Source organism: Caulobacter sp. (assembly GCF_965279145.1).
In the GTDB taxonomy this organism is placed as follows: domain Bacteria; phylum Pseudomonadota; class Alphaproteobacteria; order Caulobacterales; family Caulobacteraceae; genus Caulobacter.
This window is the reverse complement of the sequence record NZ_OZ257139.1, coordinates 2,685,639-2,701,130: the sequence shown is the minus strand read 5'-3', so window position 1 is coordinate 2,701,130 and position 15,492 is coordinate 2,685,639. Positions and strand designations below refer to the sequence as shown.

Genomic DNA, 15,492 nt, shown 5'->3' with positions numbered 1-15,492 from the left:
CGTCGATGACGCACCGCAAGACCAGCGCCGTTCTCGCCCTGGCGATGATCGCCTGCCTGTCGGGCGCCCCAGCCAATGCCATCGCCCTGGCCTCCCCGCTCGCCGACGCCCCCCGCACCCCGCAGCAGGCCGTCAAGCGACTGGGCCAGCCTTCGGTGCGCGAGCCCCTGCCCGGCGGCGGCCAGCGCCTGCGCTGGGTCAGCGTCGACGCCAGCGCCCTGTCGATCCTGCGCCTGACCACGCTGGAGTACGACGCCAGCGGCCGCCTTACCTCCAGCGACAGCCGTCGGTTGATGAGCCCGCTGGCCTCGGGCAAGGGCGTCTAGTCGCTTCCGCCCGGCCCGAACCGCGCCACCAGATCATAGGCCTCGCCGGGAAACACCTGCCGCACGCGGGTGACATGCTCGTCGCCGCGCCAGGTGCGGCGGTCGACCACCAGGCAGGCCGCGCCTTCGTCCAGATCCAGCAGAGCGGCCACCTGGGCGTCGGCGTTGACCGCGCTGATCCGGCTCTCGGCCTCGGTCCAGGCGACGTGTTCCAGCAGCCAGCCGCCCGGCGGATTGACCGCCAGATCCGCGCTCGCGGCGGCGGGCGCGGCCTTCAGGCTGATCAGGCGCCGCTCCAGAGCGAAGGGCCGGCCGCCGGCGTCGTGGACGCCCTCCAGCTCCAGAAGCGCGTCGCCGGCCGCCAACTCAAGCTCCTCGGCCGCGTCAAGACGGGCCGCGCGCACCGTGCTGGACAGCAGGCGGAAGCCATAGGCGTCGCCCCGCGCCAGGATCGCCGACTGGATGTCGGGGATGTTCAGCACCGGCGCGCGCACCCTGGGCCGGGCCACGAACGAGCCGGCTCGCTTGCGCCGCACGATCAACCCGGCCTCGACCAGGGCGGACATGGCCTTGCCCACCGTCATCCGGGCGCAGCCATACTGGGCCATCAGCTCGGTCTCGAACGGCACGCGATGCCCCGGAGGCCACTCGCCCGAGCGGATGCGATCCTCGATGTCGCCTCGGATGCGCTGGTGCAGCGACACGGGTTTGCTCACGCCAGACCTCTCCCAGGGGGCGGCCGCTGGACACGCGGGGCCGCCCTCAATATGTCTATACATATTAGGACGGGTCACAAGCGGTCCAGTCTCCGTTGAAGGGTCTCCAGGCCATGGTCGTGCTGCATCCGGGCGAGGTGTTCCTCGTCGAATGGAAAAAGGTCTATCGCGGCGCCCCGGCCCGACTGCCCGACGCCGCCTGGCCCGTGATCGAGGCCAGCGCCAAGGCCGTGGAGCGCATCCTGGCCAAGGGCGAGCCGGTCTACGGCATCAACACTGGCTTTGGAAAACTGGCCAGCGTGCGGATCGGCGACGCGGATCTGGAGACGCTCCAGCGCAACATCGTCCTGTCGCACGCGGCCGGCACGGGCGAGCCGTCGCCGGTTGCAGTGATCCGCCTGATGATGGCCCTGAAGCTGGCCAGCCTGGCGCAGGGCGCGTCCGGCGTCAGGGCGGAGACCGCCAGACTGCTGGAAGCCATGCTGGTCCAAGGCCTGACGCCGGTGATCCCCTGCCAGGGCTCGGTCGGCGCCTCGGGCGATCTGGCCCCGCTGGCCCACATGGCCGCCGCCATGATCGGGGTCGGCGAGATCTTCGTCGACGGCGCCCGCCTCCCCGCCGCCCAAGCCCTGGCCGAGGCCGGGCTGGAGCCGCTGGTGCTGGGGCCCAAGGAAGGGCTGGCCCTGCTGAACGGCACCCAGTTCTCGACCGCCAACGCCCTGGCCGGACTGTTCGAGGCCGAGCTGCTGTTCCAGTCGGCCCTGGTCACCGGGGCGCTGTCGACCGAGGCGGCCAAGGGCTCGGACACGCCTTTCGATCCGCGCATCCACCTGCTGCGTCGCCACGCGGGCCAGATAGAGACCGCCGCCGCCCTGCGAACCCTGATGGCCGGCTCGGCCATCCGCGCCTCGCACCTGAAGGAGGACGAGCGGGTGCAGGATCCCTACTGCCTGCGCTGCCAGCCGCAGGTGATGGGCGCCGCCCTCGACATCCTGCGCCAGGCCGCCAACACCCTGGCGCTGGAGGCCAACGGGGTCTCCGACAATCCGCTGATCTTCGCCGATACGGACGAGGCCCTGTCGGGCGGCAATTTCCACGCCGAGCCGGTGGCCTTCGCCGCCGACATCATCGCCCTGGCGGTCTGCGAGATCGGCTCGATCGCCGAGCGCCGCATCGCCATGCTGGTCGACCCCGCCCTGTCTGGCCTGCCCGCCTTCCTGACGCCCCGGCCGGGCCTGAACTCCGGCTTCATGATCCCGCAGGTCACCGCCGCGGCCCTGGTGTCGGAGAACAAGCAGAAGGCCTATCCGGCCAGCGTCGACTCCATCCCCACCTCGGCCAATCAGGAAGACCATGTCTCGATGGCCGCCCATGGCGCGCGGCGTCTGCTGGCCATGGTCGACAGCGCCACGGCGGTGATCGGCATCGAGCTGCTGGCCGCCGTCCAGGGCTGCGACTTCCACGCGCCGCTCCGGTCCAGCGAGGTGCTGGAGGCGGTGCGGGGCCTGGTCCGCAAGCAGGTGCCGCACCTGGACGAGGACCGGCATTTCCACCCCGACATGGAAGCCGCCAACCGGCTGGTCCGCTCGGGCGCGGTGATCGCGGCGACCAGCGATCTGCCGGGCGTGACCTGAACGTCCGAGCGTTCTATTTCCCCTCCAGCATCTTCGCCGCCTGCGCCGCGCTGAGTTTGCCGGTGTCGCGGTCCACCGCGTAGTTGGCCGCCTGCATGGTCTTGACGTCGATGGTCCCGCCCAGCGGCGCCAGGGCCGAGACCAGCCGCCGGTCCCCCGCCCGCTTGGGCGAGACCAGGATCACGGCGTCATAGGGCGGCAGGGCTCCCTTGGGGTCGCCCAGCAGGATCAGGTCATCGGCCGCGATCCGCCCATCGCTGGAGAAGGCCGAGATCACGTCGGCCTCGCCCGAACCCAGGGCGCGATACATGAAGGTCGGCTGGAACTGGCGTCTGGCCTTGAAGCTCAGGCCATAGGCGCTCTCGACGCTCTTCCATTCGGGACGCGAGAAGAATTCCAGGTCGCCGCCCATGGTCAGGCCCGAGCCCTTGGCGGCCAGATCGGCCAGGGTCTTGATCCCCAGACGCTGGGCCGTGTCACGCCGCATGGCCAGGGCGTAGGCGTTCTCGAAGCCCAGCGGGGCCAGCAGCACGACGCCGTCGCGAGTCTTGAGACCGGTCCGCAGCTGGTCCAGCACCGCCTGGCGGCCGGGATTGTCCTTGCGGCCCAGCACATTGGCCCAGAGGGTGCCGGAATAGTCGACATAGGCGTCGATCTCGCCGGCCGCCAGGGCGCGATAGGCCACGGCCGAGCCAAGATTGATCTTGCGTTCGACCCGCGCGCCCCGGGCCTCCAGCCGGCCGGCCATCAGCTCGGCCAGCACATATTGCTCGGAGAAGTTCTTGGCCCCGATCACATAGCTGGCCTGACCCGTGCTCAGGGCGGCTCCGGCCAAGGGCGCGAGCGCGGCGATCAGGCCGGCGGCCAGACCCGCGACACCGGCCATCCAGCGCCCCCGCTGGCGCCGCCCGACGCCGCTTTCGATCAGGCCCAGCAACTGATCGACGACCATGGCCAGCGCCGCCGAGGCCGCGCAGCCGACCAGCACCGCCACCCAGTCCTCGGTCTGCAGGCCCGAGAAGATGTAGTCGCCCAGCGAGGTCTGGCCGACAGGCGTCGAGAGGGTGGCCGCGCCGATGGTCCATACCGCCGCCGTCCGCACCCCGGCCATGATCACCGGCAGGGCGATCGGCAGCTCCACCCGCCACAGCCGCTGGCGGTCGGTCATGCCCACGCCGCGCGCCGCCTCGACCACGGCGGGATCCACACCGCCCAGACCCGCCGCCGTGTTCCGCAGGATCGGCAGCATCGAATAAAGGGTCAGGGCCAGCAGCGACGGCAGAAAACCCAGGGCTGAAAAGCCATGGCCCAGCACCCTCACCGAAAGCCCCGACAGCAGCAGCAGCAGCGGGAAGAACAGGGCCAGCAGGGCCAGGCTGGGAATGGTCTGCACCAGTCCCGCCAGCGACAGCGAGATCCAGCGCAGTCGGGGGTTGCGGGCCGCCAGCACGCCCAGCGGCAGGGCGATCAGCAGGCCAAGAGCGAGGGCGGCGGCTGACAGGGCCACGTGCCAGCCCAGCCGCTCGGGTAGCAGGGCCAGGGCCTGATGCAGGCGGTCATCCATGGGCGAGCCTCGCCAGCTTCTCGGCCTGCCGGCGCGGGGCGTCGATCAGGTCGGCGACGCGCGGATCGGCATGGGTCCGAGTCAGCAGGGCCGCGGGCGTATCGTCGGCGATGATCGCGCCAGAGGCCATGACCACGATCCGGTCGGCCAGCAGCAGGGCTTCGCCGACATCGTGGGTGACCATCACCGTGGTCAGGCCCAGGGTCTCGTGCAGGCGGCGCACGTCGTCGGCCAGAGCGACGCGGGTCACCGGATCCAGCGCCCCGAACGGCTCGTCCATCAGCAGGATCGACGGCTCCGCCGCCAGGGCCCGGGCAACGCCCACCCTCTGGCGCTGTCCGCCAGACAGGGCGGCCGGCAGGCGCGGGGCGATGTCGCGCGGCAGGTCGACCAGATCCAGCAGGGTCTCGACCCGCGCGGCGATCCGCTCGGCCGGCCAGTCCAGCAGGCTGGGGGTGATCCCGATGTTCTGGGCCACGGTCATGTGGGGAAACAGGCCCACCTCCTGGAAGACATAGCCGATGCGGCGGCGCAGGGCCGGGCCCGGCTGGCCAGCCACATCCTGGCCGTCGATCAGCACCCGCCCGGTGGTCGGCGCGATCAGGGCGTTGATGGTCTTGAGCAGGGTGGTCTTGCCGGCCCCCGATCCGCCGACCAGGGCCACGAACTGCCCCCCGGCGATGCTCAGGCTGGCGTCGCGCAGCACCGGCGCGCCGCCATAGATCTTGCCGATCCGGTCGAGGGTGATGGCGGTCATGCGGTCTCCGACGGCGCGGCCCCTACCCTGGCCCGGATCGCGGCGGACGCAAAGCCCGGGTGCGACAAGGCGGCGCGCGGCGAATGTCGCACTGGTTGGGAACCGACTCGATCTCGATCCTGTTGAAGTTAATCGGAGATCACAGATGGCCACGTCCCTGCACCCGGCCCCGTTCGACGCCCGCGGCAAGCGCCGCCGCGACGGCAATCAATGGCCGCTGGGCCTGAGCGTCTTCGTGATGGTCGTGGCCAACGCGGTGCTGTGGACCAGCATCTATGCGATCACCCATGGCCTGCTGGCGGTGGATCAGCGGTTCTTCGCGGGGTTCTAGTCGGGCCACTTGCCCCCTACGGGCTGCTTCGCAGGTCAGGTGGGGGCAAGTCTGGCGGACACGGCTTCGCCGCCTCGCGCGGAAACCGCCGAGTTAATGGGAAGGGTCGCGGAGCGTCCGGGCCTCGCCCGGATGATTGTGTTTCTAAGTACCGTTTCGACGAAGACGAACGCTCCGCGTGATCGTTATCCCTCTGGCCGGGGCGCGCGGGTCTGGTTCAACCCTTCACCCCCATCCGGGCGCTCCTCCTCGCGACGGACCCAGCCCTCAAGCTGCAGCCACGCCGATTCCGGAGGACCCGGAACGTACCTTCGGACGGGCGGAGGCTTTGGCCTTCCTCCGATGGACAGATTTACGTCCCCTGTCCTCTCAACCCGCTCGATCACCCCCAGGAGCCCATCAGGTCGCCGGCCGACGCCCCTTCCCTTGCTCCTGGGTGAGATTGATTATGCGGGCGATTTGAACGCGGAGGATTGGCGCGATCAACTATTTTACAAGCGATTGATCGGACTGGAGTTTGGTCCGGAAAGAACGGGGATGAAAAGCCGCCGATCCCCGTTCTCGCCGGCCTGAAAAGCCCGGAGACGGGGATCGGCGGCTTCATCTCAAAGGGCGGTCACCGCGTCAGCGTGAACGCGATCATGCCCAGAGTCAGCAGGAGCGCGGCGAACAGGGCGCTCTCCAGCCAGGTCACCTGCAGGCCTGGTTTCTTCGTACGTTGCATATCATCACCCACCAGATTTTCGAATGCGCGCTGCGCCGCGCGAGATCCCCCAAGGATAACGACGTTAGGCGAGTGAACTTAACGTCAGGTTTCCGTCCGCAACGTTTGCGCGAGTGAAGACGGGTGGCTTTCAGACCTCGAGCCCCCCAGATGCTTGTCATCCCGAACGGCGTAGCCAATCCGCTGCGCCCGGATGACAAGAGCTTGCTGTTTGTTGGAACAGCCCTTTCGCCCAAGAAGGCGAGCTAACCCTTTATCTGACGGAGAGACGATCGCCGGCGTGGACAGGTCTCTCAAGGACGACGCGCACGCGTCGCCGCGCTGCGGCGGCCCGAATGGCCGTCCTTGACAGACCTGTCCACGCCGGCACGCTTGGCCTCCATGAGATGAAGGGCTTGGTGCGACGCGGGGCGCGTCGGCTTCCCCATGGGGCCATGAATTGGATACTCCGTCGAAGGTTGAGTCATCCCATGATCGAAATTGAAAACACTGGCGGATCAAAGATACGGCGAGCATTGGTGGCTGATGCGCTCGCCGTACACACGGTGCTGCTGGCCGCCAAGAACGACATCCCTCTGAAGGAAAATTTCGCTGACGCTGCGCACCAAGATTGGGTCAGAGGCCAATGCAGACAAAAAAATGTTTGGCTAGACGATCGCGCTGGAGACATCGCCGGCGTGATGGTGATGCGCGCCAACGAGATTTTCTATCTTGTTGTCGCAACGCGGTTCAGGAGGCAAGGCGTAGGTAGGGCGCTTATCCGTCATGCCCTTGATTACATTCGACGCAAACGTTGGCGGGGCGCAAAAGCCCGCATTCGGACCGCAAATGCCCCAATCGTCCGGTTGCTCGCATCCGAGGGCTTCAGGCCCCATCCCATTCTTGCCGCATCAGAGCCAGGCTGGGAGGTCTATACTTGGGGGGATGTTGGATGAAGTCTCGCCGGAACGGCTATCGCCCGAACCGCCGGCCGGAGCCCTGCCCTAGATCGGCATCCGCATGATCTCTTGATAGGCCGAGATGACCTGGTCGCGCACGGCCATCACCGTTTCCAGGCTGGCTTCGGCCGAGGAGATGGCCGTGACCACGTCGACCAGTTCGGCCTTGCCGGCCACCTGCTGGGCGACCTTGTGTTCGGCGTTCTTCGAGGCGGCCGTGACGTCGTTCATGGTCGACTTCAGCAGGTCGCCGAAATTGATCCCGCCCTTGGCGGTCTCTCCCCCGCCGATCGAGCCGATATTGCCGACCGACATGGCGCCTTGCGAGGCGTAGGCCTTGGCGGCGGCGAGCGCGGTGATCATGGGTCAGCCCTTACTTGCGCAGGATGTCGAGGGTGCGCGATTCCATGGCGCGCGCCGTCTCGATGACGTTGAGGTTGGCCTCGTAGGCGCGTTGCGCCTCTTTCATGTCCAGCGCCTCGACCAGCGAATTGACGTTGGGCAGCTTGACATAGCCCTTGGCGTCGGCGGCCGGGTTGCCGGGATCGTATTCGGAGCGGAAGTCGCTCTGGTCGCCCTCGGCGCGCACCATCTGCACGCCCTCGGCGCCCTGCACCCGGGTGGGCGCGAACACCGGAACCTGGCGGCGATAGGGATCGCCGCCGGCGGTGCGCGCGGTCGAATTGGCGTTGGCCAGGTTCTCGGCGATGACCCGCATGCGCCCCTGCTGGGCGCGCAGGGCCGAGGCCGCCACGGCCATGGTCGCCATCGACTGGGACTTGATCTCGGGCATGGCCTTCGTCCTCAGCTATTGGGCCTGCGCGACGCCATGCGCAGCAGGGAAAGGGACTTCTGGTAGAAGGTGATCGCCGCGTCATAGTTCATGCGCGCGTCGGTCATCTTGATCATCTGGTCCTCGAGCGTGACCGCGTTGCCGTCGAGGGTGACCTCCGAATCCGCGCCGGTCGTCGAGCGCCAGGCGCTGGGCGCGTTGGACGGGGCCATGTGGGTGGCCGAGGTGGCCATCATCTGGACGCCGCCGGGCGGAACCGCGCGGCCGCCCCGATAGGGCGCGCCCGCGCCGGCGCCCTGGTTCATCAGCGAGGCCTGGAAGCTGTAGGCCTTCAGGTCGCGCGGCTGATAGCCGGGGGTGTCGGCGTTGGCCACGTTCTGGGCGATCAGCTTCTGCCGGTCGGACAGATAGCCCAGCCGGCTCTTGAGCATGCCAAAGAGGGGAATGTCATCGGGACCCATGGCGATCATGGTGAAGAAACAGGGTTAATCCGGCATTAAGAAGCGTCAGGCACACCAGTGTTGGCGGGGCATTTGCCTGCGCCATCTTGTCTCGTCTCCAGCACCCTCCAGGCGCCATGCCCATCGTCGAATTCATTCGCGCCGTCGCGGCCCTGGGCGTCACGCTGGGCCTGATCGGTCTGGCGGCCTACGCCCTGCGGCGCTTTGGCCCCGACGCCCTGACGCGGATGGTCCACGCCCGGCAGGTGCGCCGCCTGCGGGTGGTCGAGAGCCTGGCCCTGGACCCCACCCGCCGCCTGGTGATCTTCAGCCTGGACGGCGAGGAGCGCCTGATGCTGCTGGGCGAGGGCAAGCTGCTGGACTGGGGCCCCAAGGCGGCCGCCCCCGCCCCCGTCACGACCCCCGCCCCCCTTCCCGCCGTATCCGCTCCGGAGCCCGTGGTCTGATGCGCGACCTCTTCAAATCCATCACGGGAGCCCGCGCCGAGGACCTGCGCCGCGCCGCCGTGATCTCGGTGCTGGCGGCCTTCGCCACGGCGGTGCTGCCGGCCGCAGCCCTGGCCCAGTCGGCGATCAATGTGAACCTGGGCACCGGCGCGGGCCTGTCGGAACGCGTCGTGCAGATGGTCGGCCTGCTTACCGTGCTGTCGCTGGCCCCGTCGATCGTGATCATGACCACCTCGTTCGTGCGGATCGTGGTGGTGCTGGGCCTGCTGCGCACCGCCATCGGCGTGCAGCAGAGCCCGCCCAACCCGGTCATCATCAGCCTGGCCCTGTTCCTGACCGCCATCGTCATGGGGCCGACGTTCGAGCGGTCCTACGACTTGGGCGTCAAGCCGCTGCTGGACCACCAGATGGAGCTGCCCGAGGCGTTCGAGGCCGCCGGCGGGCCGGTGAAGGCCTTCATGCTCAAGCAGGTGGACCGCGAGGACCTGGCCCTGTTCGTGCGCCTGTCGAAGATTCCCAAGCCCAAGACCGCCCAGGACACCCCGTTGAAGGTGGTGACCCCGGCGTTCATGATCTCGGAGCTGAAGCGCGCCTTCGAGATCGGCTTCCTGCTGTTCATCCCGTTCCTGGTCATCGACCTGGTGGTGGCCAGCGTGCTGATGAGCATGGGCATGATGATGCTGCCGCCGGCGACGATCAGCCTGCCGTTCAAGCTGATCTTCTTCGTGCTGGTCGATGGCTGGCGACTCGTCGCAGGAAGCCTCGTTGAAAGTTTCCAGCGTGGGGCTGGGGGATAAAGGTCAGGCCATGAGCGTTTTCGTCCTGGGGTCCATCAATCTGGACGCTGTCGCGCGGGTCGATGATCTGCCGCGTCCCGGCGAGACCGTGGCCGGGCTGTCGCTGGAGCTGTTTCCCGGCGGCAAGGGCGCCAACCAGGCGGTGGCGGCCGCCCGCATGAACGCGCCGACCCGCCTGATGGGCGCGGTGGGCAAGGACGACAGCGGCCCCAGCCTGAAGGCCAAGCTCGCCGGTTATGGCGTGCAGGTGGCCGACGTTCTGGAACTGGCCAACCTGCCCACCGGCCAGGCCCATGTCTGGGTCGGGTCCAGCGGCGAGAACATGATTGTCGTCACCGGCGGGGCCAATACCGCGATCACGCCGCAGCATGTGACCGCCACCCCGCTGGAGGGCCAGCGCGTGCTGCTCAGCCAGCTGGAATCGCCGGCCCAGGCCATCGAGGCCCTGTTCCGGGCCGGCGCCGCCAAGGGCGCGCTGCGCATCCTCAACGCCGCCCCGGCCCTGCCCCAGGGCGCGGCGCTGTTCCCGCTGACCGACATCCTGATCCTCAACCAGACCGAACTGGCGACCTACGCCAAACTCGACGTCGAGCCGGTGCTGCTGGAAGAGGTGTCGCGCGCCTCGCGCAAGCTGATGAGCCGCCCCGACCAGACCGTGATCGTCACCCTGGGCGCGTCGGGCGTGGCCTGCGTGCGACGCGACGAGGCCTTCCTGATCGAGGGCCGCAAGGTCAAGGCGCTGGACACCACCGGGGCCGGCGACTGTTTCTGCGGCGCCCTGGCGGCCTGCCTGTCGATCAACATGGACCTGCGCGAGGCGGTCGAGATGGCCAACGCCGCCGCCGCCCTGTCGGTGCAGAAGGCCGGCGCCGCGCCGTCCATGCCCAGCAAGCGCGAGGTCGAGGCGTTTCTGGAGGGGTAGTTTAGGCGGCCCGAATGCCGCTGAAGCCGTGTTCCGACGACTGCGAGCCCATAACCGCGTCATAGCCCAGGATCATGTCGACATCCTTGCCGTTGGTGGCCAGCGGCAGGCGCAGCCACAGGATCGACATGTGGGGCGCGCCGCGCCAGGCCATGCTGTGGACGCCCACGCCCGGACGGCGGCCATCGACCACCTTGTCCAGTTCCTTGCGCCAGTAGTCGGCGGCGGCGGTGTTGTAGACGTCCGACAGGCGCTTGCCGGTGATCTCGCGGCCATAGACGCCATAAAGGCCGGTGCCGGCCAGGCGCAGACGATAGTCGCGCGGCTCGTTGACCACATCGATCAGGCTGACGGTGGGCAGCATCCGCTTGATGCCGAGCGGGTTCAGGTCCGCACGCGCCGGGAGGGCTGCCCCCCGTCGGAGTGACGCCCAATAGGCGAACATCTCCTGGTGAGCGCGGGCCGCCGTGGCCGATGCGCTCAGCTGCGCGTTCATCTTCAGATTCCTTAACAAGCCGTTGGAATCACGACGATTCACTATCGCTTAAGGATCGAATCGCGGGCAAGCGAAAATCGCATCGCTCAACAAGATTCCGCCAGAGAGTCAATCAACAAGCGAAACGCCCGCCACCGGATTCGGATGACGGGCGCCGCCGGCCTTCAGGCCGCCGGGACGGCAAGCGCTTGATCAGACTCGGCTATTTGCCCTTGCGCGGCGGCTTGCGGCCGCCCTGGCCCAGGCCCATCTGCTTGGCCAGCTCGGACCGCGCCTTGGCGTAGTTCGGAGCGACCATCGGATAGTCCTTCGGCAGATTCCACTTCTCGCGGTATTCCTCGGGGCTCATGTCGTACTTGGTCCGCAGGTGGCGCTTGAGCGACTTGAACTTGCGGCCGTCTTCCAGACAGACCAGATGGTCGGGCGCGATCGAGCGCTTGACCGGCACGGCCGGCTCGCGGGGCGCGGGCGCCTCGGCCTCGGCCGGACCGCCGATGGCGGCCAGGGATCGATGCACCTGCCGGATCAGCGCGGGCAGATCTGCGGTCGTCACGGTATTGTTGCCGACATAGGCGGAAACAATACCCGCCGTCATCTCGATGAGGTCGGATTGATCATCCATGGTGCTGTGGCCCGTCGTTATTCTGTTTTTTGTGTTCTTAACCTGATTCCAAAACCAGTCGCCGGGTGGATAGCCAGATTATCCGAGACCGGCAATATCGGTAAGTTCAGCGGCAGATCAGCCGGCCGTGCTTGAGCGCCAATGGAGGTCGAGTTCCTCCAGTTTGGCCGATCGCTCGCCCAATGCGTTCAGTGATATTTGATCTATCGGCCAAAATCGCGCGAAAGCGCTAGCATCGCGGCGCGCTGGGGCACCGAATATTCGTCCACCGCCGCCTCGTCGCCCTCGCGGATGGCCTTCAGCAGCGCGGGCGTCATCGCCGACGATAGCGACCAGTTCCAGTAGCGCAGCACGGTCTGGGCCCGATCGACGGCGATCATGTCGAACACCGCCAGCACGCGGTCCAGCGCCGGCGCCACGGCGCCGGTCGAGTCGGTCTCGGGCCGGCGCAGCCCGCGCCACAGCGCCCGCACCGCCGCGCGCGGCAGGCCGGTGGCCTTGCACAGGATGGCCAGGGGCTCGCCGCCAGGATCGGTGAAGATCTTAGCGCCGGTCATCGGCTTGAGGCCGGACAGATAGGAGATCTCCTCGGCGATATCGCGGGTCATGCCGTTCTGGGCGGCGGCGATCGCGTCGTCGAGGCTGTCGAACGGGCTCTTGGCGATGGCGGCGCGGTTGCGCTGCCGCCGCTCGATGAACTGCAGGGCCTTGCGCGACATCGGGTCCTGCCAGCCCTCGTCCGAGGCCACGGCGAAGAGGTCTCCCACGGCGTCCTGCAGGATCTCGCGCGAGACAGCGAAGCGCTGGAGGATCTGCTTGCGGGCGTCGGCGTCGGTCCACCAGAACATCACATAGGCGTGGCTGGGCCGCAGCTCGGCGCGGCGCAGCAACAGCGGGATCAGGCGCGGGTTGTCACGCGTCATCGCCACCATGCTCTCGATGGTCTGATGGCCAAAGCGCACCAGTTCATTACGCAGCAGGGCCTCGACCACCGGCGCTTCGCCGGCCTCGACCAGGGCGTCGGCGACCATCTCGCCCACGCCGCGGCGCAGGGCGATCATCCGGCGGTGCTCCATCGTCGCGTTGCGGGCGCAGTCGATCAGGTCGGCGTCGCCCAGGGTCGAGGAATTCTCGAGCAGCGCCCGCGACACCGAAAGCTCGTCGCGCAGCATCAGTCGCACCAGCGCGCCGGGAATCTCGACCAGATTGGCCAGGCGACGGGCGACCTTCTCGCGCTCCACCGTGACCGCGTCGCGCAGCATCTCGACCAGCAGGTCGGCCGTCATCGCCCGTTCAAAGGCGTTGACCCGGCTGGCCGGCAGGCACACCACGTCGGCCAGGCGCTTGAGCAGCGCCGCGCGCGACTTCGCCGCCGGCGGGGCAACCTCCGGGGTGTCGAACGGGGGGATCGGCGCGGGTTCGCTCATGGTCATCCAGACGGTCGGAGCAGCCGTCATCCCGAACTGATCAGATCGTCATTAACGTCCGATGAGCGACGGGTGGGGCGCCCCCTGGATATGGGAACGCCCCTGCGTGACCAAAAGTATCAGCTGAAGGGATGATCGCCCCACGCCGGCCAGATATCCGGCAGATCGCTCGAAACCTTGTCGGGATAAACCGGCGCGCGCTTTTCCAGGAACGAGGTGACGCCTTCCTTGGCGTCGGCCGAGGCGCCGCGCGCCTGGATGGCGCGGCTGTCGGCCTTGTGGGCCTCCATCGGATGGTCGGCGCCGGCCATGCGCCACAGCAGCTGGCGGGTCAGGGCGATGGAGACGGGCGCCGAGTTGTCGGCGATCTCGCGGGCCAGGGCCCGGGCGGCGGGCAGCAGATCCTCGGGCGCGTGCAGCGAACGGACCAGGCCGCGATCCAGGGCCTCCTGCGCGCCGAACACCCGGCCGGTGTAGCACCACTCCAGCGCCGTCTGCAGGCCGACCAGACGCGGCAGGAACCAGGACGAGGCGGCCTCGGGATTGATCCCCCGCCGGGCGAACACGAAGCCGAACTTGGCGTCGGTCGAGGCCAGACGGATATCCATGGGCAGCTGCATGGTCACGCCCACGCCCACGGCCGCGCCGTTCACGGCGGCGATGATGGGTTTGAGGCTGTCGTACATCCGCAGGGTGCAGCGGCCGCCGCCGTCGCGATAGAGATCGCCGACCTTGCCCTCTTCCCGCTCCAGCGCCTGGGGCGACGTGCGATCGAACGTGGCTCCGCCCGCGCCCAGATCGGCCCCGGCGCAGAACGCCCGGCCCGCCCCGGTGACGATCACCACCTTCACCGCATCGTCGGCGTCGGTGACGTCGAACACCTCGATCAGGTCCTTCATCATCCGGGCGGTGAAGGCGTTCATCCGCTCGGGCCGGTTCAGGGTGATCGTCGCGATCCCGTCCTCGACGTCATAGAGCAGGGTCTCGAAGGTGGGCTGCGACATGGGGGTCCTCCTGATTTTCAGTCAGTCAAACATGCGTATGAATTTGGGGCAACTTTCCTTCTCCCCTTGCGGGAGAAGGTGTCGCCGTCAGGCGACGGATGAGGGGGCGAGCGGACGGATCAGGTGAAACCCCTCATCCGCCCGCTTCGCGGCCACCTTCTCCCGCAAGGGGAGAAGGGCGTTACCCCCGCTTGACCATCAGCTTGCTGATCGCGTGGACGAAGTTGTTGGGCGCGATCTCCATCTCGCCGGTCGCCTTCAGGTCGGGGAAGCGGGCCAGGATCTGGCGATAGGCTTCCTCCAGCTGGATCTGGGCCACGCGTTTGCCGATGCAGGTGTGAGGACCGTAACCGAAGGCGATATGCTTGGCCGCGTTGGGGCGCTTCACGTCCAGTTGGTCCGGCTCGGGGAACACCTCCGGATCGCGGTTGGCCGCGCCGTAATACATGATCACCTTCTCGCCTTCGCGGATCATCTGGCCGTTCAGCTCGACATCGGCCGTCGCCGTGCGGCGCATGTAGATCACCGGGCTGACCATGCGGATGAACTCGTCCACCGCGCCGCCGATCAGGCCAGGATCGTCGATCAGCAGCTGCTTCTGGTCCGGAAACTCGGTCAGCAGCTTCATCGCGCCCGACAGGGTGTTGCGAGTGGTGTCATTGCCCGCGAACACGATCAGCAGCCAGGAGCCGTCCAGATACTCGTCGGCCAGCAGGGCGCCGTCGACCTGGGCCCGGGCGATCGCCGTCATCAGGTCGTTCTGCGGATCTTCCCGACGCTTGAGCAGCATCATGCGGCCGTAGTCGAACATCTCCTCGACGTTGTTGTTGAAGTCCATGACGAACTGCATGAGCTCCAGCGTCGGCGTGATCGGGGCTGCGGCCTGCTGCACGGCCAGGTCCTGGGCGCGCTCCAGATAGTGCATCCACTTCAGGAACTTGGGGCGGTCCTCGGGCGGCACGCCCAGGATCTCGCACAGCGTGAAGAGCGGCAGCACCGAAGAGAAGTGCTCGACCATGTCGATGGTCGCCCCGCCCTCCAGCAGCGGTTCCATCGCGTCCAGCAGCCGGGTCACCTCGCCGCGCACCGCCTCGGTGATGCCGCGCAGATAGGACGGGGTGAAATAGGGCATGTGCTCGCGACGCAGCTGCAGGTGATGCGGCGCGTCGAGATTGATCATGGCGTCCATCGACGCCCGGAACAGCAGGGCGTGGCGGCGGTCGGGCGGGCCCATGGCCATCAGGATGCCGCCGCGCTGCGAGGAATAGGTGGCCGGATCGCCGTTGACGGTCATCACGTCTTCATGGCGCGTCACCGCCCAGAAGCCGGGGCCGCCATAGGGCTCGGGGTGCCACATCACCGGGGCCTCGGCCCGCATCCGCGCGTAGTCGGCGAAGGGCTGGCCCTTGGAGAAGCGGAAGATGTCTGCGAGGTCCACGTCGGGCAGGGTGGGATAGGTCGTTCCCGCTCCGGGCCCGGCCTTGCCGTCCACCACTGTCTGGCTGATCAGATCCACGCGTCTTCTCCCGGGAAC

18 protein-coding genes are annotated in these 15,492 nt (G+C 68.0%); 7 read left to right on the top strand and 11 right to left on the bottom strand.

Annotation, left to right across the window (positions count from 1 at the left end; translation table 11 throughout):
- Nucleotides 1-5: 5 nt before the first annotated feature.
- Nucleotides 6-326, top strand: a complete 321-nt coding sequence (locus ACQY9P_RS12705; RefSeq protein WP_421738908.1) for a hypothetical protein — start codon at nt 6-8, stop codon at nt 324-326.
- On the opposite strand, the gene hutC is transcribed toward ACQY9P_RS12705, so the two are convergent.
- Nucleotides 323-1,030 (bottom strand): histidine utilization repressor, encoded by a 708-nt coding sequence (gene hutC / locus ACQY9P_RS12700; protein WP_421740104.1) that lies wholly within the window; start codon nt 1,028-1,030, stop codon nt 323-325. The genes ACQY9P_RS12705 and hutC overlap by 4 nt on opposite strands.
- A 125-nt stretch (nt 1,031-1,155) precedes the next feature.
- Between hutC and hutH the strand changes: the two genes are divergently transcribed.
- Nucleotides 1,156-2,676, top strand: coding sequence for a histidine ammonia-lyase (hutH, locus tag ACQY9P_RS12695; RefSeq protein ID WP_421740105.1), 1,521 nt, complete (start codon nt 1,156-1,158; stop codon nt 2,674-2,676).
- Nucleotides 2,677-2,689: 13 nt separating this feature from the next.
- Here hutH and ACQY9P_RS12690 read toward each other — a convergent pair whose 3' ends face one another.
- Nucleotides 2,690-4,240 carry a glycine betaine ABC transporter substrate-binding protein gene (locus ACQY9P_RS12690; RefSeq protein ID WP_421738909.1) on the bottom strand — a complete coding sequence of 517 codons (1,551 nt, stop codon included), beginning with the start codon at nt 4,238-4,240 and terminating at the stop codon, nt 2,690-2,692.
- Nucleotides 4,233-4,997, bottom strand: coding sequence for an ATP-binding cassette domain-containing protein (locus tag ACQY9P_RS12685; protein WP_421738910.1), 765 nt, complete (start codon nt 4,995-4,997; stop codon nt 4,233-4,235). The genes ACQY9P_RS12690 and ACQY9P_RS12685 overlap by 8 nt, the downstream gene beginning before the upstream one ends.
- A gap of 145 nt (nt 4,998-5,142) precedes the next feature.
- Between ACQY9P_RS12685 and ACQY9P_RS12680 the strand changes: the two genes are divergently transcribed.
- Both ACQY9P_RS12680 and ACQY9P_RS12675 read left to right on the top strand, forming a co-directional pair.
- Nucleotides 5,143-5,328 carry a hypothetical protein gene (locus ACQY9P_RS12680; RefSeq protein ID WP_421738911.1) on the top strand — a complete coding sequence of 62 codons (186 nt, stop codon included), beginning with the start codon at nt 5,143-5,145 and terminating at the stop codon, nt 5,326-5,328.
- 1,194 nt (nt 5,329-6,522) lie between these two features.
- On the top strand, nt 6,523-6,987 hold the full coding sequence (locus tag ACQY9P_RS12675; protein ID WP_421738912.1) for a GNAT family N-acetyltransferase: 465 nt from the start codon (nt 6,523-6,525) through the stop codon (nt 6,985-6,987).
- A gap of 48 nt (nt 6,988-7,035) precedes the next feature.
- Here ACQY9P_RS12675 and fliE read toward each other — a convergent pair whose 3' ends face one another.
- From fliE to flgB, 3 genes are read right to left on the bottom strand one after another with little or no spacing between them, the layout of a single operon-like run.
- Entirely contained in the window at nt 7,036-7,353 is a 318-nt protein-coding gene (fliE, locus tag ACQY9P_RS12670) for a flagellar hook-basal body complex protein FliE (protein WP_421738913.1), read from the bottom strand.
- Between the two features lie 10 nt (nt 7,354-7,363).
- Nucleotides 7,364-7,783, bottom strand: a complete 420-nt coding sequence (gene flgC, locus ACQY9P_RS12665; RefSeq protein WP_421738914.1) for a flagellar basal body rod protein FlgC — start codon at nt 7,781-7,783, stop codon at nt 7,364-7,366.
- An 11-nt stretch (nt 7,784-7,794) separates the two neighbouring features.
- Nucleotides 7,795-8,244, bottom strand: a complete 450-nt coding sequence (gene flgB, locus ACQY9P_RS12660; RefSeq protein ID WP_421738915.1) for a flagellar basal body rod protein FlgB — start codon at nt 8,242-8,244, stop codon at nt 7,795-7,797.
- Nucleotides 8,245-8,360: 116 nt separating this feature from the next.
- Here flgB and ACQY9P_RS12655 point away from each other — a divergent pair, with 116 nt between their 5' ends.
- Genes ACQY9P_RS12655 through ACQY9P_RS12645 form a run of 3 tightly spaced genes read left to right on the top strand, consistent with a single transcriptional unit; the run spans nt 8,361 to nt 10,409 of the window.
- Complete coding sequence (locus tag ACQY9P_RS12655; RefSeq protein WP_421738916.1) at nt 8,361-8,690, top strand: hypothetical protein; 330 nt, start codon at nt 8,361-8,363, stop codon at nt 8,688-8,690.
- On the top strand, nt 8,687-9,487 hold the full coding sequence (gene fliP / locus ACQY9P_RS12650) for a flagellar type III secretion system pore protein FliP (protein WP_421740106.1): 801 nt from the start codon (nt 8,687-8,689) through the stop codon (nt 9,485-9,487). Before ACQY9P_RS12655 ends, fliP begins: the two co-directional genes overlap by 4 nt.
- A gap of 10 nt (nt 9,488-9,497) precedes the next feature.
- A complete protein-coding gene (locus tag ACQY9P_RS12645; RefSeq protein ID WP_421738917.1) occupies nt 9,498-10,409 on the top strand; it encodes a ribokinase in 912 nt (303 codons plus the stop codon).
- A gap of 1 nt (nt 10,410) precedes the next feature.
- On the opposite strand, the gene ACQY9P_RS12640 is transcribed toward ACQY9P_RS12645, so the two are convergent.
- The 5 genes from ACQY9P_RS12640 to ACQY9P_RS12620 all read right to left on the bottom strand — a co-directional run bounded on the left by ACQY9P_RS12640 (nt 10,411) and on the right by ACQY9P_RS12620 (nt 15,474).
- Entirely contained in the window at nt 10,411-10,911 is a 501-nt protein-coding gene (locus tag ACQY9P_RS12640; RefSeq protein ID WP_421740107.1) for a PAS domain-containing protein, read from the bottom strand.
- A gap of 196 nt (nt 10,912-11,107) precedes the next feature.
- Nucleotides 11,108-11,527, bottom strand: a complete 420-nt coding sequence (locus ACQY9P_RS12635; RefSeq protein ID WP_421738918.1) for a MucR family transcriptional regulator — start codon at nt 11,525-11,527, stop codon at nt 11,108-11,110.
- 203 nt (nt 11,528-11,730) lie between these two features.
- Entirely contained in the window at nt 11,731-12,954 is a 1,224-nt protein-coding gene (locus ACQY9P_RS12630; protein WP_421738919.1) for a DUF2336 domain-containing protein, read from the bottom strand.
- Between the two features lie 119 nt (nt 12,955-13,073).
- Nucleotides 13,074-13,958, bottom strand: a complete 885-nt coding sequence (locus tag ACQY9P_RS12625; RefSeq protein WP_421738920.1) for a crotonase/enoyl-CoA hydratase family protein — start codon at nt 13,956-13,958, stop codon at nt 13,074-13,076.
- Between the two features lie 181 nt (nt 13,959-14,139).
- Nucleotides 14,140-15,474: a cytochrome P450 gene (locus ACQY9P_RS12620; protein ID WP_421738921.1), complete on the bottom strand. Its 1,335-nt coding sequence runs from the start codon at nt 15,472-15,474 to the stop codon at nt 14,140-14,142.
- Nucleotides 15,475-15,492: the final 18 nt, after the last annotated feature.